Source organism: Pseudoalteromonas rhizosphaerae (assembly GCF_028885455.1).
GTDB lineage: Bacteria > Pseudomonadota > Gammaproteobacteria > Enterobacterales > Alteromonadaceae > Pseudoalteromonas > Pseudoalteromonas rhizosphaerae.
Genome location: NZ_CP118496.1, coordinates 4,822,368 through 4,846,140, shown reverse-complemented (window position 1 = coordinate 4,846,140; position 23,773 = coordinate 4,822,368). Strand labels below are relative to the sequence as shown.

Genomic DNA, 23,773 nt, shown 5'->3' with positions numbered 1-23,773 from the left:
TTAGTCTCCTTTGTTCAGTGTGCCTTCAAACTTTGGGAGCGGTCGTTGCTCAGCCTGAGCTTGTGAGCTGACCTTTCCATTTTCAGAAATATCTTTAATCAGCCATTCCATTTCTTTTATTTCTTTTCGTTGGGCTTTAATAATACCATTTGCCAATTCACGCACGCGTACATCCTCCAAAGTTGAATGCTCACTAGTAAGAATAGCAATGGAGTGATGAGGAATCATCGCTTTCATGTAAGCAGTGTCAGAAATTGTGCTTTGAGAGCGAACAAGATAAAGACATATGGCAAACAGTATTGTCGCCAATAGAAAAATAGCCATGTTGAGCTTCTTGTTACTGTACATGCCAAGCATAAAGGCCAGCATGATCATTGCCATACCTGCTCCCATATACAACGCCATATAGATACGCGTTTCACTAAACCATATATGTGATACTGCGTAAGTGTTGAGATACATCATGACAAACATAGCAATGGTTGAGGTGATGATCATTGCAGCAAATCTTGAGTATTTCATAAGTAATCCTTACATTGATAGTGTAAATATTTCCCACTGTTAGCCTATTATTCTCTACATGTGGTCATGTTCTCGAAAAAGTGCAAGTAATGAGCCAGTATCAATAAGAGTATTTGTAATACGATTGACTCAATTTCAGCTTATATCTAAAGTTTAAGTTTTGAACTTATGATAGACACAGGCTAAATTGGCTTTAGTTAACAATCTAATGGGAGAACTCAAAGCACTACAAGCTGAGCTTCAACAAATGGCAAGCTCGTGTACAAGTGAAGCGTGTGAAATAATTAAGTCACTTTATAGTTAGAATTGTCATTCATTTTCTATCCGTAGTGTACGAATTTCTATTTTTTATTACGTTCATGTACGAAATTTATTTAATATACTTTCGTTCATTTAATTGTTAAGGTGTGCGAAAGTTACAGGTTTCGTATATATGAAAGTTGGTTTTGCAAGAGTTTCAACTAAAGAACAAGATTTAAATGTTCAACTGTCCAAGTTGGACGCTCAGGGCTGTGAAAAAATATTCCAAGGCAAACAGTCTGGTGCTTCGATTCGAAATGAAGAAAAGCTTTAGGAACTCATCGACTTTATCAGGGAAGGTGATGAAGTTATTGTTACTCGCCTCGACCGTTTGGGACGGTCGTTAAAATCTATTCTTGAGGCAATTGAAAGCATCCATAAGAAAGGTGCTTGTTTGAATATTATCGACGGCTCTCTCAATACCAAAAATGATAATCCGTTTGCCACTGCCATGATCAACCTATGTGGAGTATTTGTGACTGTGCATAATGATTGAGATTGATCTCATTTTAGACTGAAAGGTTTTAAAGGGATGCCGCCAATCTCTCTTTTTATGAAAGTATGATTTTTTAATCATAATATCTGAGACTCAATCAGTTATATTACGATAATTTGATGCTATTTGCTAACGGCAGCTCCTCCGACATTGCGGACATTAGCATCAATGAATACCTTATGACTTCACTTAGCCAAAAGCGGAAGTTAGCTTTTGAGTTATTAACGAAAATTCAGAGTGTAAAGCAGACGTTGAAGAGTCAATAATAAACTTCAATTTAAACACTCTAGTGCATTAACGGCTGCAACTAATTTTGTCGTTCTAGAATTGGCGGAATTTTGCTGTTCCATATGAGAAGTAAACACACCAGTCACCATTCAATAGTTTGGCAAAACCTTGTGTGACTCATACTTGTGATACCGCTGACATGAATTTGTCAGCATTTCTTCCGTTTTTATCTGTCCACATTTAGGACATGCAGTAGTCGATTAATGTTCTATATTCTGCCCGTATGCCTCTAACAGAGTTAACTATCTAGTGACTTAATGATCCCGCATGCTTCAATAGTATTGTTCGAACCACAAGCACTAGCCATCTGTTGTAATTCAGCTTTAAGCGCCCTTAATTCTTTCATGCGTTTATTCACTAGTGCAAGTTGCTGATCAATTAATGCATTAACGCTAGAGCAGCTTTCTTCTGGCTTATTTTTTAATTCGATAAGACGTTTAATATCATTGAGTGATATATCTAGGCTGCGACAATGTTTTACGAACTCCAATTGTTTAAGTGCTTTACTATCATACAGCCTGAAATTACCTTCTGAACGGTTTGGATTTAACAGTAATCCTTCTCTTTCATAATATCTAATTGTTTGTATAGAACAGCCCGATTTTTTAGACAATTCGCCTATTTTCATCAATTTCCCCCAGACATTTGATTCTATAGTTACTATAGAGTCTGTAGTATAAGTATGCAACGAAAAGGATATATAAAAAATGACCGAGAAATATTTAAACAATACGAATATCGTTAATTTTGAACACAAAGATATCCAATCCCTGATCGATCAGCGAGGATGGCAAAGCTTAGACGATTTCAACAAAATTGGAGCAGCATACCAATTTGTGAAAGATGAAATAATGTTTGGCTATAACAAGAGTGATGATATAGCAGCAAGCGATGTACTAGCAGATGGTTATGGGCAATGTAATACTAAGGGTAATCTGTTAATGGCGCTATTGCGTGGACTAGGTATCCAGTGTCGTTTCCATGGTTTTACCATTGATCAGCAATTACAAAAAGGGGCTATACCTAGCTATGTATTTTGGTTAGCACCTAAATACATCATTCATAGTTGGGTAGAAGTTTATTTCGATGGACGCTGGATAAACTTAGAGGGCTTTATATTGGATGAGCAATACTTAAGCTCACTACAGCAGAAATTTAGCCAAGCAAAAGATGACTTTTGTGTCTATGGTGTTGCAACAAAGTGTTTCTCTTCACCAAACACAAATTGGTGCGGCCAAGATACCTATATTCAAAAAGAAGGTATTCATGACGACTTTGGGCTTTATGATTCCCCTGATGAGTTTTATCTTGAAAAGGGTACTAATTTGTCGGGAGTAAAACGTTGGATGTATCAAGGTGTGATTCGCCATTTGATTAATATGAATGTATCAAAAATTAGAAATACAAAAGCACTGGAGGTACAAAATGCACAACCATAGTCACAGTCATCAGCATTCTAAAGATGATCGTATTGGTTGGGCATTTTTTCTGAATGTGACATTTACTATTATCGAATTTATAGGTGGTTGGCTCACTAACAGTACTGCGATAATGGCAGATGCAGTTCACGATCTTGGTGATAGTCTTTCAATAGGTTTTGCGTGGATTTTAAGTCGTTTTTCAGATAAAGAAGCATCAGATAAGTTTAGTTATGGTTATCGTAGACTTACTCTCTTTGGCGCATTGATAAACAGTATTGTTTTAATCATTGGCTCAATTTGGATTTTATTTGAAGCAATTCCAAGGCTGTCCAATCCTGAAATGCCTGTAGTCGAGGGGATGTTAGGGCTAGCGATACTCGGCGTTGCCGTTAACGGATATGCGGTATTAAAATTAAAAGCGGGTGAAACATTAAATGAGAAAGTGCTGACATGGCACCTTCTTGAAGATGTACTTGGATGGGTTGCCGTTCTTATAGTCTCTATCGTACTGTTGTTCGCTGAACTGCCGATATTAGATCCCCTTTTATCAATAGGGTTCACGCTGTTCATCTTGTTTAATGTTTTCAAAAACCTGAAATCAACACTCGTTTTATTTCTTCAAGCTGCACCCGATAAAGAGACTCAAAAGCGTATTAAACTATCACTAATGGAATTTCCTGAAGTTAATGGTATCCACCACATGCACTTTTGGTCACTAGATGGTGAAAGTCACGTTTTAACAGCGCACCTTGAGCTGAGTGACAACTTTGACGTTAAAGAATTAATTAGGCTTAAACAAGAAGTTGCAGCTAAATTATCTTCCTATCATTTATCGCATACAACGATAGAGTTTGAGTTTTTAAATGAAAATTGTCGGGATGAAGCGCAGTAAGCTTTATCAATAAAATGTTGGGCATACAATATAAAAAGCAGCTTAATTAGGCATAACCTATTAATTAAGCTGCTTTTTGGGCTTTAAATTTCGTCAGATTACTGTTTGTTACTCTCAGAGCCATGCGCCCATTGATATAAAACAGGTAATACAAACAAAGTTAAAATGGTAGAAGATACAATACCGCCGATAACGACTGTTGCTAGTGGTCGTTGTACTTCTGCACCAATTCCAGTGTTTAGCGCCATTGGAATAAAACCTAAACTAGCAACCAGTGCCGTCATTAAAATAGGTCTTAAACGAATGATGGCACCTTCAATGATCGCTACGTAAAGGTCGCCTTTTTCATGCCAAAGATCTCGAATAAAAGCCAACATAACCAAGCCATTTAATACGGCGACACCTGACAATGCTATGAAGCCGACACCTGCCGAAATTGATAAGGGCATGTCTCTTAAATAAAGTGAAAATACGCCCCCAGTTAATGCTAAAGGCACGCCACTGAAAATGATTAATGCATCTTTTAATGAACCAAATGCGATAACCAAAATACCTAAGATTACAACTAATGTGATCGGCACAACTAAGCTTAATCTTTTACTCGCTGACTCTAGTTGTTCAAACGTTCCACCATAATCAAGCCAGTATCCTGCTGGGATTTCTCCTTCCTGATTAATTTTAGCTTTCACTTCTTTTACAAAGCCGCCTAAATCTCTGCCACGAACATTGACGGTAACCACAACTCTTCTTTTTCCGTTCTCACGGCTAATTTGAGCAGGTAAAGACTCTGATTTAAGCTCTGCAACTTCTTCAAGTGGCACATAGTTACCACCCTCAAGTGGAAGCGGCAGGTGCTTCAAGCCATTGATATCTGTTCTTGTTTGCTCTGGTAGGCGAACAACTAACTCAAACCGTCTGTCACCTTCATAAATGATCCCCGCAGATTCTCCACCAATTGCAGTAGCAACCCAGTCTTGCAGTTCTGAAACGCTCAAACCGTATCGACCAAGCGCTTCTCGTTTAGGAATTACTGATAAAGATGGAACACCTGTGACCTGTTCCATTCGGGCATCAGCAGCACCGTCCACGGTTTTCACAATATTTAGAATATCTTTTGCGGTAAGTAATAATCGATCTAAGTCATCACCAAATATTTTGATGCCGACATCAGCTCTAACGCCAGAAATCAATTCATTGAAACGCATTTGAATAGGCTGAGTGAATTCATAGTTGTTGCCCGGAATGTTTTTCAGTACTTCTTCCATTTCTTCAACTAATTCACTCTTTGGCTTTGAAGGTTCGGCCCATTCTTTACGTGGTTTTAAAATAACAAAGATATCAGCAATACTCGGTGGCATTGGATCAGTTGCTACTTCTGATGTGCCGATGCGCGAGAATACTTTATCAACTTCAGGAAACGCTTTAATACGTTGCTCAAGTACTTCTTGCATTTCTACTGATTGCTCTAGGCCGGTAGAAGGTATTCTTAGCGCTTGGACTGTTATATCCCCTTCATTTAGCTGTGGAACAAATTCACTACCCAGCGTTGTTGCTAACCAAAGGCTATACCCCATTAACAGCGTTGAGAATGAAACAATAACCCAACGAAATTTCAACGCCATTTTTAACAATGGTTCATAAATAGACTTGGTTGAACGAATAACTACACTTTCTTTTTCGCTGATTTTACCTTTCATAAACACAGCTACAGCAGCAGGAACCAGTGTAACTGAAAGGATCATTGCGGAAATTAACGCCATAACGACAGTTGCCGCCATAGGGTGGAACATTTTCCCTTCAACGCCAGTTAGCGTGAAAATGGGGATGTAAACAACAGTGATAATTGCCACACCAAACAAGCTTGGACGTATCACTTCTGAAGTGGCTTCAAAAACGGTATTTAGGCGTTCTCTTAAGTCTTGCCTATGACCGTTGTGTTGGGCCTGTGCTAACCTACGGACAGAGTTTTCAACGATGATTACAGCCCCGTCCACTATCAAGCCAAAGTCCAATGCGCCGAGACTCATTAAATTGGCAGATACTCCTGCTTGCGCCATACCTGTGATTGTCATTAACATGGAAATAGGGATAACAGCAGCGGTAATGAGAGCTGCACGTAAATTTCCAAGTAGAATAAATAACACAACAATAACTAAAAGCGCACCTTCAACGAGGTTTTTGGTAACGGTTGCAATCGCTTTATCTACTAACGTTGTTCTGTCGTAAACAGGCTCTGCGGTAATGCCCTTTGGCAGAGATTTTTGTATTTCGCTGAGCTTATGTTCCACTTCTAAAGCAACGGTGCGAGAATTCTCACCAATCAGCATCATGGTTGTACCAAGCACTGTCTCAATGCCATTACGAGTAGCAGCCCCTGTTCTAAGTTCTTTGCCTATAGCAACATTGGCAACATCACTTATTTTTACAGGAATACCATCGTTCTTTTTGATGATGACATTGAGGATCTCATCTATTGTCGCTAGTTGCCCAATGGAGCGTACTAAAACTTGCTGTCCGTTTTGTTCGATATAACCTGCGCCACGGTTGTCATTGTTTTTACGTAATGCATCAGATATTTCTTCAAAGGTTACCTGATGAAAAAGTAATTTTTCGGGTTTAGGCGTTATGTGATATTGCTTGTTGTAGCCGCCGATACTGTTGACCTCAATGACGCCTTTAACTTGAGCCAATTGCGGTTTAATGATCCAGTCTTGTATTTCTCTTAAGGCAATAGCGGTATAAGGCTCTCCATTAGGCATTTTAGCGTCAGGAGAAGCTTGTACGGTATACATAAATATTTCGCCAAGCCCTGTCGAAATAGGACCCATTTCTGGCTCTAAGCCAGAGGGAATAACGCCTTTTATCGCAGCTAATCTTGCATTGATTAAGTTGCGAGCAAAATAAATATCGGTTCCCTCTTCAAAGATAACGGTTACTTGAGATAATCCATATCTTGACAGGGAGCGGGTGTGAGACAGCTTTGGCAATCCGGCTAAGGCGGTTTCTACAGGAAAGGTCACCCTTTGTTCCGCTTCCAAAGGTGAATAACCGGGGGCAGAAGTGTTTATTTGTACCTGCACGTTTGTTATATCTGGAACAGCATCAATGGGAAGTTTTTGATAACTCCACATGCCAACGCCGATGATTACCATCAGCAGACTTAATACTAAATAGCGTCTATTTATTGCAAGACGCAAAATTGATTCAATCATATTGCGTCTCCTAATCGTCGTCTTCTACTTCAGATTTCAAAATATCCGCTTTTATCAGATAACTGTTTTTGTTTACATATTCAGCGTCTTTACTGAGGCCATCAATGACCTCGATATAGTTTTTGTCTGAACGTCCGAGCACAAGTGGCGCAAACTCGTACTCTTCATCTTCTTTTACAAAGACACCAAATTGTCCTCCCAGTTCTTGTATCGCAACTTTCTCGACGGCTAAATCCACCTCAAATCGGTTTATCTTTACGCTGCCCATTAATAATTGGCCTGAGGTTAGGTTTAGCTCAGTGTTATTTAAACGTACACGTGCTAAAACATAAGACTGATCTTTAGCTGGAATTATATTGGTGATGGTTGAGTTGAATGCCTGTTCACCATGCTCAATATCAACAGGTTGACCGACTTTGATTTGATTATATTGGCTGGTAAACACCTTAAATTCAGCCCACAAGGTGTCAAAATTGACGATTTCAAACAAGCTAGTGTTTTGCGTGATACCGCCAATATTTCCATTTCGCTGTAAAACAGTCCCAGAAACAGGGGATGTTATTTTATAGGTATTTAAGCTTTCATTAGATTCAATAACGGCTAATAGATCTCCTTTTTTTACCTTATCACCAACAGTGGAGTTTATTGTCTTTATAACGCCGTTATATCTAGCGCCAACTTGAAATAATTGTTCAGCGCCTATCGTCGTAGCGCCGTATACAGGGATAGTTTGGTTCAACGTTTTTGAAGCTAAATAGGCTGTTTCAACACCAAGCCTTTTTGCCATGTTATTGTTTATTTTGCTAATGCCTTCTTCGCCTTCATGTTCATCTTCACTAGCGATAACACTTTGAATGGGTGATAGATACCCAATAAAAATCAATAGTGCGAGTAAATAGTTTTTCATTTTGAATTCCTAAACGATTCAGTTAATAACTGAATCAATAAATTGTTATTAAACTTAAAGTGATGTTTATTTAGAGTGACAGCGCTTCGTTTGTTAGTTTTTCTATCTCTGCGCCATAAATTAGGGCAGCAGATGCCGCATCAATGAGGGTTCGCCGAGCATTTAACAGCTCTTGTCTAGCCGATACATAATCAAGATATCCATATCGACCTTTTTGATAGGCGTCTTGAGTATCTTCCAGTGCATCTTCAAGCATTGGGATAACCGACTGCTTTAATGAATTAGCTGTTAATATGGCTTGTTTTCTATTGGAGTATGCTCGTAGTAAGTGATTTCTAAACCTCAACTTAGTCGCCTCTTTCTCTATGGCAACTTGGTCACGCTCTGCTAGCGCACTAGCGATTGCACCAGAATTTCGCTTTTCAGCAAACAAAGGTAAGCTAAAGCCAGCGACCAGTGCCGTATCATTGGCTTCTTGAGAGCGCCTAACACCAACAGACCATTTGATATTGGCCGTTGACTCTGTTTTAGCCAACTGTAATTCGGCCTCTTTTAGTCGCTGCTCACTTGCATAAACTTGAATAGCAGGGTTTTTCTCTAACTTCGCAAAAAGGCTGTTAAAGTCACTATCATTGCCAAACTGAAAAAGATCCCCTTGTACTTCAGAGAAGGTTACAGAGTTTTCCCCCCAGTAGGCTGCTAATGAGAGCTTCAAATATTCCAAGCGCTTTTGTTCAGATTGAAGGGTGAGGTTAGCCTGAGCAATAACTGCTTTTGAGCGTTTCACTTCAGCCTCAGGAGTAGCACCTGCGCGGTTACGCTGAGATACAATCTCTAACGTTTCTTGTGCTAAGCTCAAAGCATTTTCTGCCAATATAACTCTTTGTTGGGCTGCAAGTACTTCCACGTACTTCTCAGTGACTTGAGCCATTAAATTAAGCGCAGAGACTTCTTTCTCAGCATTGAGTAGTGCTCTTGATTTTGAAACAAGTCCAATCCGCGCTGAGCGTTTATCTCCCATTTCGATAACCGAAGATAGAGCGACTGTTAATTCAGCACTGTCGAATGCATTAAATTCACCTGAGCCTGCAAAGTTCTCAGCTTCAACTTCTAGTTCATAAGCAGGATTTAAACTTGCTGTTTGTTCTTGTCCTGTTAATGCGGTTTGTTTGAAATCAAATATTTTAAGTTCTGGATTTTGTTTAAGCGTCCACTGAATTGCCTCTTGAAGATTTAACTGCTTTTCAAAGGCATAAACATTAAATGTAAAAAGTGACAACGCGAGAAACGCGATATATTTAAGCCGAGGTGTTACACACCTCAAAATTGCTATCTTGCGATGCACACAGGTATTAAGTGCCATGTATACTTTCCTATAAATTTATATGTTTTTTTCGGTCATTAACATTTGACCTTTCATAATTTTCTATAAAATTTAGGCGTATTTAGGTGGGCGGAATGGCACCGAGATATAGCCTTTTAGCTCAGGAGAAACTAAGGCGTAGGTAAGGAAATATTCTATTGCTTGGAAAATGTTACAGGAAGAATCAGCATTTAAAAATAAGTGACAACAGCAACAAAAATTACAATTATCAATTGAAGAGTTGCTATTATTCACCTCAAGCATATTGGAGTCTTCTGGAGCTTTTAGCGGGGTAATAGACTTAGTTAGTGATGAACTAAAAGAACTTTCACTTAAGTTTATTTCAAGCTCTTCTAGCGAAAAAAACACAGACTGCACCGCGATTAAAATCATTATCACGTATGATATATTTGATTTGATATACGATGAGTGCATTATTTTCATTTCTCTGCTTAATACTTTAGCTGTAAGATGCGGCGAGCACCGTTTAAAACGACAAGAGCAATTATCAAACCAATCACTAAATCTGGATAACGGCTGCTAGTTACTGTAACTAATAAGCCAGCTAAGATTACCCCAACATTTGCAATAACGTCATTTGCGGAAAAAATCCAGCTTGCTTTCATATGAGCGCCGTCTTCTTTATTACCAAATATTAAAAATAGACAAGCAATGTTAGCGATTAGTGCTATTCCACCAAATATCATCATTAAAGAAGAGATCGGTTCACTACCGTAAACAAAGCGTCTTACGACTTCGCTCAAAGCACTTAGCGCTAGAATAACTTGAAGCACACCAGATATATGTGCCGCTCTAAGTTTCATGCTTATGCTTTTACCGACAGCATATATAGCTAAACCATAAACAGCAGCATCAGCAAACATATCTAATGAGTCTGCAATTAGGCCAGCAGACTGTGCAATCAACCCAGCAATTACTTCTATAAAAAACATGACTCCATTAATGGCTAACAACCATTTTAGGGTTGATGCTTCTTTCATCTCATTTTTTTGGGCTAGATCTTTTGCTTTTGCAGCTTCGGTGCTGCAACTTTCTTTAGTTGATGCCAACTCTGCACCGAGATTGAGTTGTTGTAATTTTTTTGTTATCTCATCTAAATTTTCATCATGAAAAACCTTGACTAAACGGCTAGGAATATCAAATTGCAACCCAACTGAAGGCTCAATTGAGTCAAGTGCTAACCTAATCAATCTCTCTTCTGAAGGACAGTCCATTTGAGGTACTTTAAATGTACTGACAAACGCGCCACTATAGTTATCTAATTGTGTATCAATTTTTACATCTTCATTGGTAGAAGATGATTGACACTGACCACTACATTTTTCTGACATATTTAACATTCCGTAATAATATTAAAATAAGTATAAAATCTATAGTGGCTATAGAGTCAAATAAAAAATTATTTAATTTGAAAAGATTGGGAAGTAACTCAAATAGCTATTCCAAGAAAATAATTGTTGGGGGGTAGTGACAGCAAACACTGCTAACATTATTTGGACTGCCCGTTTTATACCGATGTTTATCAAAGATAAAAAATAGAAGAGCTATCTAGATAGAATAAATTAACCGATGATCCTAATTCCACATTAAAGTCGCGTTGGTGTGTTACTAATTGTACAGAGGATCTAAAACAAGATTTAAATTTAAAAGTAAGAGCAACGACTATATTGTTGGAACACTTGTCATGAGATACGCTAAGCCTAATGTCCGGTTTCGTATCAAAGTGAATTTTAGCTGAAGTAATTTTGTACCATCGTTTACGACTGCTTCAGGCTCAAATCTGACGAAGATTTCCTAGTACTCACCCAATCTGGCTTGATGAGAAATAATCTCAAACATTATGCGTAGCCACATATTCGCTCAACTTGAGCGGGATCTTATAAAAGCCAGAACCACAGAAGGTCGTGAAGAGGCTAAAGCTAAAGGCAAACACATGGGCAGATTGCCTGCTTTATCAGACAAACAAGCGAAAGAATTATATAAAGATAAATTAAATGGTGAATCGATCTCTGCATTAGCGAAGAAATATTCTGTTAGCCGCCCCACGGTTCACCGAATTATTGAAAGAATGGAACAAAAGAAATAATAAATAAAAGGAGACGTTATGTGGTCTGATAAAGAATCAAAAATTGATTTCTTAAATTTTAATGAAACGGCTGAGTCAATAAAAGATCTTATAACAGAAAAGGAGTTAATGCCTATTAGTATAGGCGTTTTTGGTGATTGGGGCGCTGGAAAATCGACGATTCTTGAACTTACTAAGGCTTCTCTGGAAAGTGATGAACAAGAATATATCCAAGTACATTTCGATGCATGGACTTTCCAAGGGTATGATGACGCTAAAGCGGCGTTACTAGAAACAATTGCATCTACTTTAGTTAAAAAAGCAGCAGACGATAAAAATCTCAGTGCAAAAGCAAAAGAGTTTGCTGGACGAATAGATAAGATCAGACTGATGGGATTGCTAATGGATGGTGGTGCAGCATTAGCTGGTATACCAACTATGGGTGGTATACAGAAGATCATGGGACTATTCAGTGGTGGTGACGATGGTGAACTGGATGTTGATGATGTAAAAGGTGCTGTCGATGGCGCTAAGGATGTCGCGAAGAAAAACAAAGGTTTGATCAAAGATAATAAATCATTTTCACCTCCTAAAGAAATTAAAGAATTCCGAAAAGCATATTCTGATCTGTTAAAGGAGTTTGATAAGCCACTTATTGTCTATGTCGATAATTTAGATCGCTGCTCTCCATTTAATGCTATTTCGACCCTTGAGGCGATCAGGTTATTTCTATTTTTACCCAATACTGCATTTGTTATTGCCGCCGATGAGGACATGATCCGCTTGGCAGTGCCTGAGTATCACAAAGGTGCATCTCAACGACATCAAACTGATTATTTAGACAAGCTTATTCAAATTCCTGTGCATGTACCAAGACCCGGCGTTCTGGAGATAAGGGCATATTTAATGATGCTTACTGCTCAAGATCACGGCGTTACCGATGCGCAATTAGAAACGATAAGATGTGCCCTTGAAGAGTCATTAAGGCTGTCGTGGAAACAACCACAAATTACCGTTGACGAGCTACTTCAAGATCACGAGATTGAAAAGCATTCCGAACTCAGAAGTAAATTTGTGGTTGCTGAACAGTTAGCTCCACTATTAGCTGAATCCACAAACATTAACGGCAACCCTCGCATAGTTAAGCGATTACTCAATCAGGTTAAGATGAGAAAGAAAACCGCTCATCGCAGAGGAATGCAGCTTGATGAAAAAACTATCACTAAGCTGGTAATTTTTGAGAGGTGCTTAGGCACTCAGGCTACCAACAAGCTTTATGAATTAATTGATAAGGAAAACGGATATCCAAAAGTATTAGCGGATCTTGAAAATTCAGAAGTCGAATTTGACGAAATTAATTTACCTGAAGAGTGGAAACTCGACCTAGCTTTTATTGATAAATGGTCGAAATTACCTCCCATGTTCACTGAAATGGATTTGACACCAGCGGCATATCTGAGCAGAGAAAGCATTCCAATGGGGGCTGTTAATTCGGTAATGTCTGGAGCCGCTCAAAAACTCGTAGAAGAATTAATGAAGCAAAAGGTAAGGGTCAGTGGCGTTAACTCTACTGCGATTACCACAACTCCGAAGGAAGAATACATGTCAGTCATGGATGGTTTGATTGAAAACTTTAAGTTGATTGGTGATTGGACCGAAAGACCAACAGGCATTTATGGGGCTGTGTTACTTGCCAAGCAGGATGATAAATGTAGCTTAAGTCTTCTTACATTTTTAAAAAGCTTGCCCCGCCAAAGATGGCTTAATCCAATTTTAAAAGAACTAGAGGGAACTAAGTAATATGGGTACGTCCGCATCGTCAACAGGACCAAATAATAAGAGTCCACTTATTCCATCTTGGGCAGAGCAAGGAGATCCTGTCACAATAGAACCTGCATCAGGTACTGATGGGGATGAGCAAGCTGGCTCTGATAATAATCAAGCTGATGATCAGAATGACAATAGCAATGATATTGACAATGACAAGGTTCAACAAGAAATCGGTGGTTCACCTACAGCAACACCGCCTCCAAATAGGTTTGCCAGTGCCAGAAGAGCATTTGGTAAATATGCGCAAACAGGTGGCTCAACCTCAGATCTAAGGCGTTCATTAAAAAGTTACTCTAGAAAAGGCTCTGGCGGAGGTAAAAGCACAAGCAGGAGACTATCAAGCGGCATAACTGCTGGTTCTGGATTGCTTGGTGTCATGCGTGGCGACACCGTAACGGTTAATAATCAAAGCTTATCATTAGGTGATCTAACTGGGCTATCGACTGATCAAGCAATCGACAAAATTGCTAGCCATTTAGCGCCTGATAATGCCGATTCGGATGCTGTAAGAGTTGCGTTGGATTACGCACTAGAAGAAGCACTCCCCGATACAGAAGAATTTGACCCAAACAGTTTTACTGACGAAGTTATCCAAGAAGCCATAGGCTGTTATTTAACAGACCTTATTTTTCAGGATGTGGTTGAAGGCATGGGCAGAGCTTGGTTTCATGTTGAGCCAGCAAGCAAGCATCATCAAATGGAAGTTGAATTAAGGGAACTAATAAAAGTGATTACACAAGAGCAGTTAGACAAAGTAACTAATGGCAACCCCAGTACTATTAGCAAAGAAAATATTACTAAAATTCAAGCCGATGCTATTGCTATGACGGTTGATGAATGGGAGAGCTTTAATGACTAATTTTTACTTTAACCATGACCCTGCTAACTTGCCTGACTTTTCTGATGATTGTCATCCTGTCCAAATGTTTCATACGCATCAAAATGACATCACTAAGCACAGCTTGGTGTCAAAACAACTACTACAAACAGTTCGTGATTTAGGATTGAATGTAGATGCTGATTCAATAGATCTGATAACAATTGCTACCGCCGTTACCGCTGCTGATACATTTGAATTAAGGGATAATGCAGAAAATGCATGGGCTAGAAAAATGCATTTGCATGTTCCTGTAACTGATGAGGATATGTGGAATTTTGTAGAACCTGAACTGAGTTCTTTGCTCAACTTTCTTACAGGCGATCAATGGCTGTTTACTTTTGAAAAAACAACTATGCCGATGCCGACTCCTAAAACAAGTGAGCAAGCGAAAGCAAAAGCAAAATCATTAATTGGACTCAACTCTGTTTGCCTTTTTTCTGGTGGTCTTGATAGCGCAGTTGGTGCAATTGATATTTTGAACGGAGAATCAGATTTAAAGCCTCTCTTGGTTAGTCACGCTTATCGTGGTGATGGCGCTAAGCAAGAAGACATTAAGCAATTATTATCCCCGCCATTCGGCGAATTGTCCTATTCAATGTCTCCCCATATTATTAAGCACTTAGAAGGTAAAACTGACATTAGTATGAGGGGAAGAAGCTTTAACTTCCTAGCTATGGCGGTACTTGGTATATCAGCCTTAAGAAATGCTAATTGCGATAGCAGTATTGAAACTATTGTCGTCCCAGAGAATGGCTATATTTCTATAAATCCGCCGCTTACCAGAAGACGGATTGGTAGCCATAGCACTAGAACTACTCATCCTAATTTTCTAAGCAGGCTTGAATCTTTGCTTAGAGACACTGGGTTTCATGTCAAATTTGTAAACCCCTATCAATTCAAAACTAAAGGTGAAATGTTAGCGGAATGTGTTGATCAAGACGCAATTAGAAAAGCAGTTCCCCTAAGTGTTTCATGCAGTCATTGGCACAGAGAACATAAACAGTGTGGGCATTGTGTACCTTGCCTTATTCGAAGAGCGTCAGTTTTTCATGCTGGTTTTACACAAGATGCGCCATACAAGACAAAGCGGTTGAGAGATCTTATCAAAGAAAAAGATACTCGCGATGATCTCCAAGCGGTTCAAACTGCCATTATTAGATTGAAACAATCCGATAACTATCGTTCTTGGCTTCGAAGTTCAGGGCCAATACCACAAGAAAAAGATATACGAGAAAAATTAGAATCAACTATTAAGCGAGGATTGGCAGAGGTTGAATTATTTCTCCAAGCGGATAAATCGTCATGATGGATCTTCATTGCCACGTTGATTTATATCCAGATCATCAAGAGGTATTGAACGACATAAAAAGCAGTAATTATTACGTGCTATCAGTAACTACGGTGCCTTCAGCTTTTGAAGGTACTGTCCAGTTAACAAGTGGCATAAAACACTGTAAGACGGCCTTGGGGCTTCACCCTCAACTTGCTCATCTAAGAAAAAATGAATTAGCACTATTCGATAAGCTAGTTGATAGAACTAGATATATTGGAGAAATTGGACTGGATGGCTCAAAAGGTTACGCTGATTACTTTGATGATCAATTAGAGGTTTTCACGCATATTCTAAAAAAATGTGAAGGCTTTGATGACAAAATACTAACTATCCATAGTCTTAACGCGACTGGTGAAGTTCTTGAACAACTTAAGTTACATCCCAATGCTGGTACTTCTATTCTTCATTGGTTTTTAGGTACTAAGAAGCAAGTTCTAGAAGCCGTCGAGCTAGGCTGTTTCTTCTCTATTGGGCCAGCCATGCTAACTTCAGCCAGAGCTAAAAAAGTAATATCGTGGATACCTCAAGATAGAGTTCTACTCGAAACTGATGGACCTTTCGCCAAAGTGGCGGGGAATATTCTGTTTCCTTCAAGTGTTGGCACTGTTACTGAATATCTGGCTGAAATTTGGTGTAAAAATAAGGCTTTGATAATAGAAAAATTGTCAGTAAATCTTAGGTGTTTAACATCAATCAAGTAACTAATTATACGTCACGTAATCTTATAACAATTTTATTCAGGTTTAATCGGTTTGTTTGAAGTATTTGTATTAGCTATAGCACTCAGTATGGACGCGTTTGCAGTATCCATAGGCTTAGGTTCTAAAAAAGTAGTAAATGCTGAAAAGCTCTTTATTAAAGCCGCTGCTTATTTTGGTTTTTTCCAAGGCTTTATGCCTCTTTTAGGCTATTACAGCGGTAAAGGTTTATCATCTTGGATTGAAGATTATGCACCTTGGATAGCTTTTATTTTGCTAGTATTTATCGGTGGCAAAATGATTTATGAGTCCCAATCTGAAGGAATTGAAGAAGATATTGCTAATGTTACTCATCGTGTACTATTTGTTCTTGCTATTGCCACCAGTATTGATGCAATGGCGGCAGGTTATGCAATCACATTGCTTGAGGTAGATATAGCCGTAGCTTGCTTGATAATAGGCGTCACGACGTTTGCCTTTAGCTGGATTGGTGTGAATATCGGCGAAAGAAGTGGCGTATGGCTGGAATCTAAAGCTGAACTATTTGGTGGTTTAGTGTTAATCGCAATCGCATTTAAGATATTACTTGGTTGACACAGAACCACCGAATACTAGGCTACTTACCTGAGCAACATGCATTGCCTTCTTGAATAGGAGGACACTTAACTGTTCCATAAGAGCAATAAACGCAACAATCACCTTTTAACGGTTTAAGTAGTGCTTTACAGCTTTCGCATTCGTAATACCATTGGCAAGCGTTTGTAGGCATGGTTTCAACTTTGCTAAATCCACATTCAGGGCAAGTGATTTTAGATTCTAGTTCTATACCTTGCATACTGGTTCCTTAATGGGCTTAACAATATCTAAAATAGACATTACGACCATCCAAATGATCCCAAAGTAAAATAAGTAAGTGCTCCAGTCGTATTGCCATAAAGGATAAAGGGTCAGCAATACTGCAATTGGGCCAATGACACTTAAAACGCCTCTCAATGAATCTCGATGTTGATACCAATTATAGAAATTAACTAACAACGCTAGTGAAGCAAATAATGGCAATAAGGTGTTCACCGCTATCCCTTCAAAATGTGAAAGAAAACCTAACCCAAGAGCAGATGCCAATGAGCCGAGTGCAGGAAAACATGCTGTGCAGCTAAGGGCGGCTAGCCAAACGCCACCAGAACCTACTTTATCTAGAATTTTATTGATCATAACTATCTACCTCAATTTTTAAGGTAGTATAAACTCCGTACATAAGTACGGGGTCAATAGCTATTTAAGTGAATTTATTACCGGGCAGGATTGAGGGTCTTGATTGGCCTTGCAAGAATCTGTCATATCTTGAATTACTTTCTCTAATCGCTGTAAATCAGCAATTTTATTACGAATGAGATTAAGTTTTTGCAACCCCATCGACTCAATATCAGCGCAACTGTCACTTAGTGACATAAGCGATTCAATTTCTTTCAGCGTAAACCCTAATGCTTTAGCTTTCAGAATAAATTTGAGTTGACTGGTAAGGGCATCGCCATACATTCTGTAACCAGACTCTGGTTTTAAAGGTTGCTCTATCAGACCTTGGCGCTCATAGAAACGGATTGTTTCAACATTGATATCTAAATCTTTTGCCAGTTTTCCAATGGTTCTCATAAACATACTCTTTAGAAGCAGAAATATCATTATACAATTAATGCGGATTGCCTAAACTCAATTTTATTGCATGAACGGGGTCGCTAAGCGTCCTCTTTGTAGAATTAAGTTCACATATCCAGATCACTCTGACCGTCTCTTGTTCGCTCTTGCTGCCTGTCAGGTGAAGTCTAAGCCTAATCAACAAAACTGTAAGTTGAGATATGAGCTACTACATCTAATCTATTGTTTCGTTGAAACTAATTCAATAATTTCACCAGTAGACGTATCCACTCTTATTTCTGTATGTTGCCCTGAATGCTGAAGTTGATTTTGTAAATCGGCATTAATCAGTTTGAGCTTATCTATTTCTGCGTACATTTCACTCAACAACACTAATAACTTTGTATCTTTATTATCGATTTCCTTAGTGCCGATATTATTTTTTTGCTTTTCTTTAGCAAGCTTGCTTTTTAGTTCGGCTACCTTTGTTCTGAGTTGTTTTATTAAATTATCTTTATTTTTTTCTTCCCAAGTTAATTGAGCTTTTTCAATACTTTCTCGTAACTTTACCCATTTTTCTTCTTCTTTAGATAGATTCGCAATATTTCTTTTAGCTCTCGTTGCTACTGCATTTTTGGTTATCTTGCTGCCATCAGATTTCATCTCTTCAAAAGCACGTTTTATATCATCATATGCGCTACTCATGCTTGTTCTCCTTGGTTTGTATGCGCTTTGCCTTCATCTAATACATAGTCAGCTGCTGCTATATTATTTTTCCAGTGAATAGCAAATAGCTCGTAATCTTCTTGCTCTTCTGTGGTTGATGCTGCATATGCCTCTAGTTTCTGGGTCGCATCTTTTTTTATCACTTGCCAATTGACCTTGTGGCGTTTGGTAATGATTTTACTACCACAATACACACAGCCACTAGGGATTCCTGCTCCTTTTATCTTGCAAGCTTCTCCCGCAGTGCAGTACCCCGTAGGCAAGCCACGTATGTTTTTAATATTTTTGACGAGAAATTTTTTCAGTTCTTCAATTGAACTGAAATGGATCTGCTTAATCACAGTCGAATCTTTACTTTGACTATCAGTAATACCTATTATCAGATCTTTAGATGTTTTATTAATTTGCTCACCAGCACCACCTTTAAGTGATTGTGACTCGGCTTCATCTATTAACTCTTCTGCAACACGGTCAATTAAAATCTCATTAAACTCTTCAGTAGTTTTAATTAAAGTTGTTGAGGCCAAAAATGCTCTTCGAGTATAAACAAACGTCATTAGGCTGGTTAAATGTTTAAATTGATATCTAATATCATCAAGCTCACCTAATTTATTGGCAATGACAAAGTAGGCCAACGTATGTCGAAACATGTGAGCGGTTAATCTAAACGTATCGCCTTCTTCGTATGGGACACCTCTATTCTCTCCTCTAACTTCTTTGTAGTTAGATTCAAGGCGTTCAAGCTCTGCTATATCATCATCGTCTAGAGTTAAGTCAAAAAGCTCAATGTTTTCACTGTTTTTAACCTCAAATTTTGTGAATCGCCCAGCATCGCTAAAACTAACACTACAGCTACTATGTGAAACCCCGAAAAGACGGTTTCTTTCTAACCCTTCTTTCAAGTTGTGTGCTTGACTACTTGTTATATTGGCTCTGCATGAAGAAAGTACAGCTTTTGCCCTTTCTTGCATACCGAACACATATTTTTCGTAAATACCAACACACTCATGTACTTCAGCGTTTGAAAACCATTCCATCTCAACCTTACTGTTGTCGGTTTTGGTCATGATTGCCGTAATGTAATAAATATCATCTTTGTAATTGGCACAGCCAACCTTGCATGTAAGTACTTCGTTATATCTCATGCCTGTATAGGCCAAGATATTAATGTATGTGGCTAATTTTAAATCTTCTAATTCTTCGGATAATTGAATGAATTCCACTTCATCGGGTAAGTTTCTTACATGTTTTGCTATTAGCTCACCTGTACTAATTTTGGGCGGTGGTTCAACGGAGCCTTCATTTAAACTATCTATTAAGCGTGCATTTAATTCTAGCCATCGTTCTATCTTATCCTTAGAGTTTTCAACTATTTTTTCTGCAAACTTCAGAATTTTTTTCATTACTTTAGTAGGAATGACAGGGTGCGAATAAGTGACTGGTCTCGGATGGTGTAACTCGTTTAGTTGGTTAAGTACATCAATAAAAACACTACACACCTTAGGGCCAAAAAGACGAAAGCTGCGCTGCACGTCAAATAGTTTAGTAAATGAGTGTGATTGTCTGTAAATAGCTATTTTCCTGACTTCATATAAATAGTCTTTTATGAGATTCCTAATAACTAAGTCAGATTTGAACTCCAACTCATGAAATGAGTGATAACCTCTTTGTCTTAAGAAGGCTGCAAATAAATTTAGATACGTTACATCATTTTGAAGTGTAGAGATTTTTAGAGGTTTACCGCCTACAACATCACCATGTGTGAGTTTAATTAGTGAATAAATTCGAATTTGATATGCTAATTCATCAACACCTTTAAAATTCACATTTCTTTGCGTTTCTTCATAGCTTATCCAAGTGTCATCGCCAAAGTGAATAGTGCCATGTTTAGCAATATTCAATGCTCTGTTTTCCCACAAAGCAATCGAATTAAAAGCGCTAGTATCATCAACTTTAAAATCTTCTAACACCTGAACCAAAGGTTTTATAGTGATTTGACCTGTATGTGTTTTTACAACAGCGATATCAAGTAGTTTTGTTTTAGTTATCTCTTTGGTCATAGCAAACCTGTGTTTTTCCAATGAGGATGAATACCCTCTGTTCTCAATAGTTCTTTTCCATCAGTCACAGCTTGAGCATTAAGCTTGGCAATATCAGCTAATATTTCGTTAACCCTATTTTTCAACTGCTCTATGTTTTCCAGTTGCTCTGTTATAGAGTCAAATGTTGCGGCTGAGTTTTCCATATCAGCAACAACAAAATCCCGGTATGACAAAAGTTTCCAAACATGCAATGCGTCAGCAACACAGCGATAGAACGGACACCACAAGCATGCGTTAAAGTCGGCACATGCATGCTCGTTTGTATCTCGCTGGTCTAATAATTTCCTGTTTTGTGATTCGAATGCCACTACTGCGGATTTATCTTTTGAGTTAATGCATGTGCCATTCGGGACTTTTTTACCGTCTTCTGGTGGAGTCTGCAAAATGATTACTTTGTCGGTAACATCGCGAACAAAATAGTCTGCCATTGTTTTTGTCGCTCTGTTGATTGTCATTGCAACATCTTTGTTATCTTGCATTAAATAATGACGCAAGAACGTTTCATAAGAGTGCTTGCCAGCTTTTTGATACCACTTAAATTCTTTGGCAACTTTTCGGTAAATGTAGTTAAGCCCTGATTTTCTGATCTTTTGCGAATTAAATACGATATCACACCCAAGCTCAGTCAATATCCTATCTATAGTGGTCTTGAAACGTGATGCTGTTAATAATTGAATCTTTACTTCTCCAATACTATTTACTTTGGGAAAAACAAAAATTCTTTTTGATAGGTTCTCAATAGAAGGGCGGTAAATAGACGTAAGTTTAGTCGCAGCCTTAATATCAAATATTACTGGTTCGACAACGTCGCCGTATAAGACGCCTTCTTTTTCTAGATCTTCGGCTTTAATTTCAAATTTATGCCATTGTGTTTGATAATTAGCTCGGCGTTTAAATAAACGAAGAGCAGGAGTTTTACTTGAATGTAATGGCGTGTTAAAGAAAAATAAGTCGTCAGTATCAAGCTCTAGCGTAGGAGTTGAATTCCAACCAGTTTTCAATATGACTTTTGCTGCATAAAGTGTAACTTTGTCTTTAATTGTGAGTAAGGTCTCAGAAAGCCCTTTTTCTATGTAATATGCTAATTCTACTACTTCTCTATATGAGTAGAGCTTATCTTGATTCTGAGAGAGTTGCTCTTGATGTTGTGCAGTTAATTCGGTGTTGACCGGAAAGCTTTTAATAGTATCTAGACCATAAAACGATAGTAATTTGTCGATAGCGCTCTGATATTGATTACCAACAAAAACCGACAAATCGCCTTGTTTTGATTTTAGTTGAATTGCCTCTCTTATAGCCTTTAGTATCTCACAGTTATTTTCAACAAAAGCATGAACCCCATGATTGGCAATAAGCTTCATTTGTTCATCTGTTAATGATGATGCATTTTCTTTCAATGCTCTAGCCATACTACCTATGTAACCTTTGAGAGTGACGATGCCTATGCTCTCGCCATCAATTCGCTTTGTAAAAACTTTATGGTATTCGACTAGGTTTTGATAAAATTTATAGGCATTGTCATATACCCACTCATGCTTCTGCCATTCGGTAGTGTCACTTTCTTTAAGGTAATAGCCCAATGAGTAGGGTAATAAACTTTCCTTTGCGATTTTTTCACCCGTAACAAAGTGGTAAAGGTCCAATGCAGCGTTTAGTAGCAGTAAAAACTGCTGGTTATTTTGAGTTTCTTCTTGGTAATGCTTATAAAGGTATTTAAATCCCTGAAGGCCATTTTCTGCAAACCCTTGAATTCCACGCTCACTAAGCAGCTTAATTATTGGTGATGCTACGCTACCAGCACTATTCAACCACCTTGGAAATGATAAAGTTGAGGATCTAACTCTTGTTGTATTAGCTTCCGAAGCGCTTGCTATCTGATTTTTCAAAAAAGCATCAACTTCATTGCCAAATTTGGATGATATGCTTTGTGCATACCCTATCACTTCGGCTTCAGTTTTAAATTGATTGACTCTAGCTTTACCCCACACATCGGGTAGTATAAATTTTAAAAAAGTACGGAAGTTGTGATTGCATATAAATGATGAAACGAATTCCCTATCCTTTAATGTTGCCAATAATGGCAGTTTGACGCGTTCAGTATTCTTAAAAGTATCATGTAGACAAATATTTATAATAGCAGTCGCAGTTTTGAGGATGTTGTCTCTAATAGAAGAATCTTTGAGGCTTAATTCTGGAAGGACGAGATAGTCCAGATATTTTTTTAGTAATTTACGAGTCTCTTTTACTTGATGGAATTCAAGTTCGAATAATTTAGTTATGTCGATTGAAGTAGCCCCATTTACTAGCCTAAAAGGAGCGTTGATAGCGTTATCATAAAAATGAAACTTAGCTATGTTTTCTAAAGCTTCTTCTATACGAGTAGCATAACTAGGTAGCTTGACATCATTTATTTCATTAATGCAAAAGTATTCCAGTTCTTGCCAAATTTCAAAGTCTGATAGAGCATTTAATCCCGAAGTTTGAATTGATGTCGCAGTATCTGCACTAACCTTATTAAGGGCTAGAGGAAGAATGTGCTGTAAACTGACACAAGCATTCCGCAAGCGACTCATTGAAATAGCAGTGTCGTCACCTGTGCTAATATTGCTTTCTTTGTCATATGCCCTGTTAAATAAAACGTCTAACTGTTCGGCTAGAACAATTGAATGAGGTTTAAATCTAGCAGGAATACGATTGGACTTCCGCGTTTTAACTTGCTGTAGCATCTTCAGCCTCACGCATAAGCAATTCGTTAACATCACCGTAGATATCTTTTACCCACTCTGACATCGCTCCGTATGCATCCACTGATACACTTTTGGCAAAGTCGATGTAACGTTTGGTTGTTTTAAAGCTTTCGTGACTCATCAAAGTCATTAGTGTTTGTCGGATGGAACTTTCTGATTCACCTTTGTCAATTAGGTATTTAGCGACATAAGTAGCAAAGGTAGCGCGTAAGTCATGGAATGTGCGTAATAGTATTTCTAATCCCTGCTTCCTTTGTTCTTTTCTAACTATGGAAATAGTATTCCCCGGTGTATCTTCGCTTATCCGCGATCCTGAACTATTCATAAACAAAGGAAGC

The 23,773-nt window shown here is 38.3% G+C and carries 22 protein-coding genes and 1 pseudogene; 9 read left to right on the top strand and 14 right to left on the bottom strand.

Annotated features, from left to right (window positions below; genetic code table 11):
- Nucleotides 1–522 carry a DUF305 domain-containing protein gene (locus PVK79_RS20980; protein WP_008109672.1) on the bottom strand — a complete coding sequence of 174 codons (522 nt, stop codon included), beginning with the start codon at nt 520–522 and terminating at the stop codon, nt 1–3.
- Between the two features lie 433 nt (nt 523–955).
- On the opposite strand from PVK79_RS20980, the pseudogene PVK79_RS20975 reads away from it, so the two are divergent.
- Nucleotides 956–1,318 (top strand): annotated as a pseudogene (locus PVK79_RS20975) (recombinase family protein).
- A 526-nt stretch (nt 1,319–1,844) separates the two neighbouring features.
- On the opposite strand, the gene cadR reads toward PVK79_RS20975, so the two are convergent.
- Nucleotides 1,845–2,234 carry a Cd(II)/Pb(II)-responsive transcriptional regulator gene (gene cadR / locus PVK79_RS20970; RefSeq protein WP_008109677.1) on the bottom strand — a complete coding sequence of 130 codons (390 nt, stop codon included), beginning with the start codon at nt 2,232–2,234 and terminating at the stop codon, nt 1,845–1,847.
- A 79-nt stretch (nt 2,235–2,313) separates the two neighbouring features.
- Here cadR and PVK79_RS20965 point away from each other — a divergent pair, with 79 nt between their 5' ends.
- On the top strand, nt 2,314–3,045 hold the full coding sequence (locus tag PVK79_RS20965; protein ID WP_008464145.1) for a transglutaminase-like domain-containing protein: 732 nt from the start codon (nt 2,314–2,316) through the stop codon (nt 3,043–3,045).
- Complete coding sequence (locus tag PVK79_RS20960) at nt 3,032–3,919, top strand: cation diffusion facilitator family transporter (RefSeq protein WP_008464143.1); 888 nt, start codon at nt 3,032–3,034, stop codon at nt 3,917–3,919. Before PVK79_RS20965 ends, PVK79_RS20960 begins: the two co-directional genes overlap by 14 nt.
- 98 nt (nt 3,920–4,017) lie before the next feature.
- On the opposite strand, the gene PVK79_RS20955 is transcribed toward PVK79_RS20960, so the two are convergent.
- From PVK79_RS20955 to PVK79_RS20935, 5 genes are all read right to left on the bottom strand, one after another.
- Complete coding sequence (locus PVK79_RS20955; RefSeq protein WP_138627003.1) at nt 4,018–7,131, bottom strand: efflux RND transporter permease subunit; 3,114 nt, start codon at nt 7,129–7,131, stop codon at nt 4,018–4,020.
- 10 nt (nt 7,132–7,141) lie between these two features.
- On the bottom strand, nt 7,142–8,038 hold the full coding sequence (locus PVK79_RS20950; RefSeq protein ID WP_008109684.1) for an efflux RND transporter periplasmic adaptor subunit: 897 nt from the start codon (nt 8,036–8,038) through the stop codon (nt 7,142–7,144).
- A 70-nt stretch (nt 8,039–8,108) separates the two neighbouring features.
- Nucleotides 8,109–9,401 carry a TolC family protein gene (locus PVK79_RS20945; RefSeq protein ID WP_033103104.1) on the bottom strand — a complete coding sequence of 431 codons (1,293 nt, stop codon included), beginning with the start codon at nt 9,399–9,401 and terminating at the stop codon, nt 8,109–8,111.
- Nucleotides 9,402–9,473: 72 nt separating this feature from the next.
- Nucleotides 9,474–9,845, bottom strand: a complete 372-nt coding sequence (locus PVK79_RS20940) for a hypothetical protein (RefSeq protein WP_016899211.1) — start codon at nt 9,843–9,845, stop codon at nt 9,474–9,476.
- Between the two features lie 8 nt (nt 9,846–9,853).
- Complete coding sequence (locus tag PVK79_RS20935; protein ID WP_257324538.1) at nt 9,854–10,753, bottom strand: cation efflux transmembrane domain-containing protein; 900 nt, start codon at nt 10,751–10,753, stop codon at nt 9,854–9,856.
- A 509-nt stretch (nt 10,754–11,262) separates the two neighbouring features.
- On the opposite strand from PVK79_RS20935, the gene PVK79_RS20930 reads away from it, so the two are divergent.
- Genes PVK79_RS20930 through PVK79_RS20905 form a run of 6 tightly spaced genes read left to right on the top strand, consistent with a single transcriptional unit; the run spans nt 11,263 to nt 16,822 of the window.
- The gene (locus PVK79_RS20930) at nt 11,263–11,508 is read left to right on the top strand and encodes a helix-turn-helix domain-containing protein (protein ID WP_016899212.1); all 246 of its coding nucleotides are present in this window, start codon (nt 11,263–11,265) and stop codon (nt 11,506–11,508) included.
- Between the two features lie 18 nt (nt 11,509–11,526).
- Nucleotides 11,527–13,287, top strand: coding sequence for a KAP family P-loop NTPase fold protein (locus tag PVK79_RS20925; RefSeq protein WP_024596196.1), 1,761 nt, complete (start codon nt 11,527–11,529; stop codon nt 13,285–13,287).
- A gap of 1 nt (nt 13,288) precedes the next feature.
- A complete protein-coding gene (locus PVK79_RS20920; RefSeq protein ID WP_008109702.1) occupies nt 13,289–14,176 on the top strand; it encodes a hypothetical protein in 888 nt (295 codons plus the stop codon).
- Nucleotides 14,169–15,503 (top strand): Qat anti-phage system QueC-like protein QatC, encoded by a 1,335-nt coding sequence (gene qatC, locus PVK79_RS20915; protein ID WP_008109704.1) that lies wholly within the window; start codon nt 14,169–14,171, stop codon nt 15,501–15,503. Before PVK79_RS20920 ends, qatC begins: the two co-directional genes overlap by 8 nt.
- Nucleotides 15,500–16,231, top strand: coding sequence for a Qat anti-phage system TatD family nuclease QatD (gene qatD, locus PVK79_RS20910; RefSeq protein ID WP_128583154.1), 732 nt, complete (start codon nt 15,500–15,502; stop codon nt 16,229–16,231). Before qatC ends, qatD begins: the two co-directional genes overlap by 4 nt.
- 51 nt (nt 16,232–16,282) lie before the next feature.
- On the top strand, nt 16,283–16,822 hold the full coding sequence (locus PVK79_RS20905; protein ID WP_008109708.1) for a manganese efflux pump MntP: 540 nt from the start codon (nt 16,283–16,285) through the stop codon (nt 16,820–16,822).
- Nucleotides 16,823–16,844: 22 nt separating this feature from the next.
- Here PVK79_RS20905 and PVK79_RS20900 read toward each other — a convergent pair whose 3' ends face one another.
- The 7 genes from PVK79_RS20900 to PVK79_RS20870 form a co-directional block, all read right to left on the bottom strand.
- Nucleotides 16,845–16,997 (bottom strand): GDCCVxC domain-containing (seleno)protein, encoded by a 153-nt coding sequence (locus PVK79_RS20900; protein ID WP_486660050.1) that lies wholly within the window; start codon nt 16,995–16,997, stop codon nt 16,845–16,847.
- Nucleotides 16,998–17,050: 53 nt separating this feature from the next.
- Nucleotides 17,051–17,440: an organomercurial transporter MerC gene (gene merC / locus PVK79_RS20895; RefSeq protein ID WP_008109712.1), complete on the bottom strand. Its 390-nt coding sequence runs from the start codon at nt 17,438–17,440 to the stop codon at nt 17,051–17,053.
- Nucleotides 17,441–17,500: 60 nt separating this feature from the next.
- Complete coding sequence (locus PVK79_RS20890; protein WP_008464133.1) at nt 17,501–17,878, bottom strand: MerR family transcriptional regulator; 378 nt, start codon at nt 17,876–17,878, stop codon at nt 17,501–17,503.
- 222 nt (nt 17,879–18,100) lie between these two features.
- Nucleotides 18,101–18,565, bottom strand: a complete 465-nt coding sequence (locus PVK79_RS20885) for a hypothetical protein (RefSeq protein WP_008113385.1) — start codon at nt 18,563–18,565, stop codon at nt 18,101–18,103.
- Entirely contained in the window at nt 18,562–20,646 is a 2,085-nt protein-coding gene (locus tag PVK79_RS20880; protein ID WP_008113384.1) for a site-specific integrase, read from the bottom strand. Before PVK79_RS20880 ends, PVK79_RS20885 begins: the two co-directional genes overlap by 4 nt.
- Nucleotides 20,643–23,414, bottom strand: coding sequence for a hypothetical protein (locus PVK79_RS20875; RefSeq protein WP_013465872.1), 2,772 nt, complete (start codon nt 23,412–23,414; stop codon nt 20,643–20,645). The genes PVK79_RS20880 and PVK79_RS20875 overlap by 4 nt, the downstream gene beginning before the upstream one ends.
- Nucleotides 23,398–23,760, bottom strand: a complete 363-nt coding sequence (locus tag PVK79_RS20870) for a site-specific integrase (RefSeq protein ID WP_257324488.1) — start codon at nt 23,758–23,760, stop codon at nt 23,398–23,400. The genes PVK79_RS20875 and PVK79_RS20870 overlap by 17 nt, the downstream gene beginning before the upstream one ends.
- Between the last annotated feature and the right edge of the window lie 13 nt (nt 23,761–23,773).

What these genes read in the sequence shown, in the direction of transcription:
- PVK79_RS20890 (WP_008464133.1), bottom strand. Translation starts at nt 17,878, where the DNA reads ATGAGAACCATTGGAAAACTGGCAAAAGATTTAGATATCAATGTTGAA.
- PVK79_RS20960 (WP_008464143.1), top strand. Translation starts at nt 3,032, where the DNA reads ATGCACAACCATAGTCACAGTCATCAGCATTCTAAAGATGATCGTATT.
- PVK79_RS20940 (WP_016899211.1), bottom strand. Translation starts at nt 9,845, where the DNA reads ATGAAAATAATGCACTCATCGTATATCAAATCAAATATATCATACGTG.
- PVK79_RS20870 (WP_257324488.1), bottom strand. Translation starts at nt 23,760, where the DNA reads ATGAATAGTTCAGGATCGCGGATAAGCGAAGATACACCGGGGAATACT.
- qatD (WP_128583154.1), top strand. Translation starts at nt 15,500, where the DNA reads ATGATGGATCTTCATTGCCACGTTGATTTATATCCAGATCATCAAGAG.
- cadR (WP_008109677.1), bottom strand. Translation starts at nt 2,234, where the DNA reads ATGAAAATAGGCGAATTGTCTAAAAAATCGGGCTGTTCTATACAAACA.
- PVK79_RS20950 (WP_008109684.1), bottom strand. Translation starts at nt 8,038, where the DNA reads ATGAAAAACTATTTACTCGCACTATTGATTTTTATTGGGTATCTATCA.
- merC (WP_008109712.1), bottom strand. Translation starts at nt 17,440, where the DNA reads ATGATCAATAAAATTCTAGATAAAGTAGGTTCTGGTGGCGTTTGGCTA.
- PVK79_RS20930 (WP_016899212.1), top strand. Translation starts at nt 11,263, where the DNA reads ATGCGTAGCCACATATTCGCTCAACTTGAGCGGGATCTTATAAAAGCC.
- PVK79_RS20875 (WP_013465872.1), bottom strand. Translation starts at nt 23,414, where the DNA reads ATGCTACAGCAAGTTAAAACGCGGAAGTCCAATCGTATTCCTGCTAGA.
- qatC (WP_008109704.1), top strand. Translation starts at nt 14,169, where the DNA reads ATGACTAATTTTTACTTTAACCATGACCCTGCTAACTTGCCTGACTTT.
- PVK79_RS20885 (WP_008113385.1), bottom strand. Translation starts at nt 18,565, where the DNA reads ATGAGTAGCGCATATGATGATATAAAACGTGCTTTTGAAGAGATGAAA.
- PVK79_RS20965 (WP_008464145.1), top strand. Translation starts at nt 2,314, where the DNA reads ATGACCGAGAAATATTTAAACAATACGAATATCGTTAATTTTGAACAC.
- PVK79_RS20900 (WP_486660050.1), bottom strand. Translation starts at nt 16,997, where the DNA reads ATGCCTACAAACGCTTGCCAATGGTATTACGAATGCGAAAGCTGTAAA.
- PVK79_RS20920 (WP_008109702.1), top strand. Translation starts at nt 13,289, where the DNA reads ATGGGTACGTCCGCATCGTCAACAGGACCAAATAATAAGAGTCCACTT.
- PVK79_RS20935 (WP_257324538.1), bottom strand. Translation starts at nt 10,753, where the DNA reads ATGTCAGAAAAATGTAGTGGTCAGTGTCAATCATCTTCTACCAATGAA.
- PVK79_RS20925 (WP_024596196.1), top strand. Translation starts at nt 11,527, where the DNA reads ATGTGGTCTGATAAAGAATCAAAAATTGATTTCTTAAATTTTAATGAA.
- PVK79_RS20945 (WP_033103104.1), bottom strand. Translation starts at nt 9,401, where the DNA reads ATGGCACTTAATACCTGTGTGCATCGCAAGATAGCAATTTTGAGGTGT.
- PVK79_RS20955 (WP_138627003.1), bottom strand. Translation starts at nt 7,131, where the DNA reads ATGATTGAATCAATTTTGCGTCTTGCAATAAATAGACGCTATTTAGTA.
- PVK79_RS20980 (WP_008109672.1), bottom strand. Translation starts at nt 522, where the DNA reads ATGAAATACTCAAGATTTGCTGCAATGATCATCACCTCAACCATTGCT.
- PVK79_RS20880 (WP_008113384.1), bottom strand. Translation starts at nt 20,646, where the DNA reads ATGACCAAAGAGATAACTAAAACAAAACTACTTGATATCGCTGTTGTA.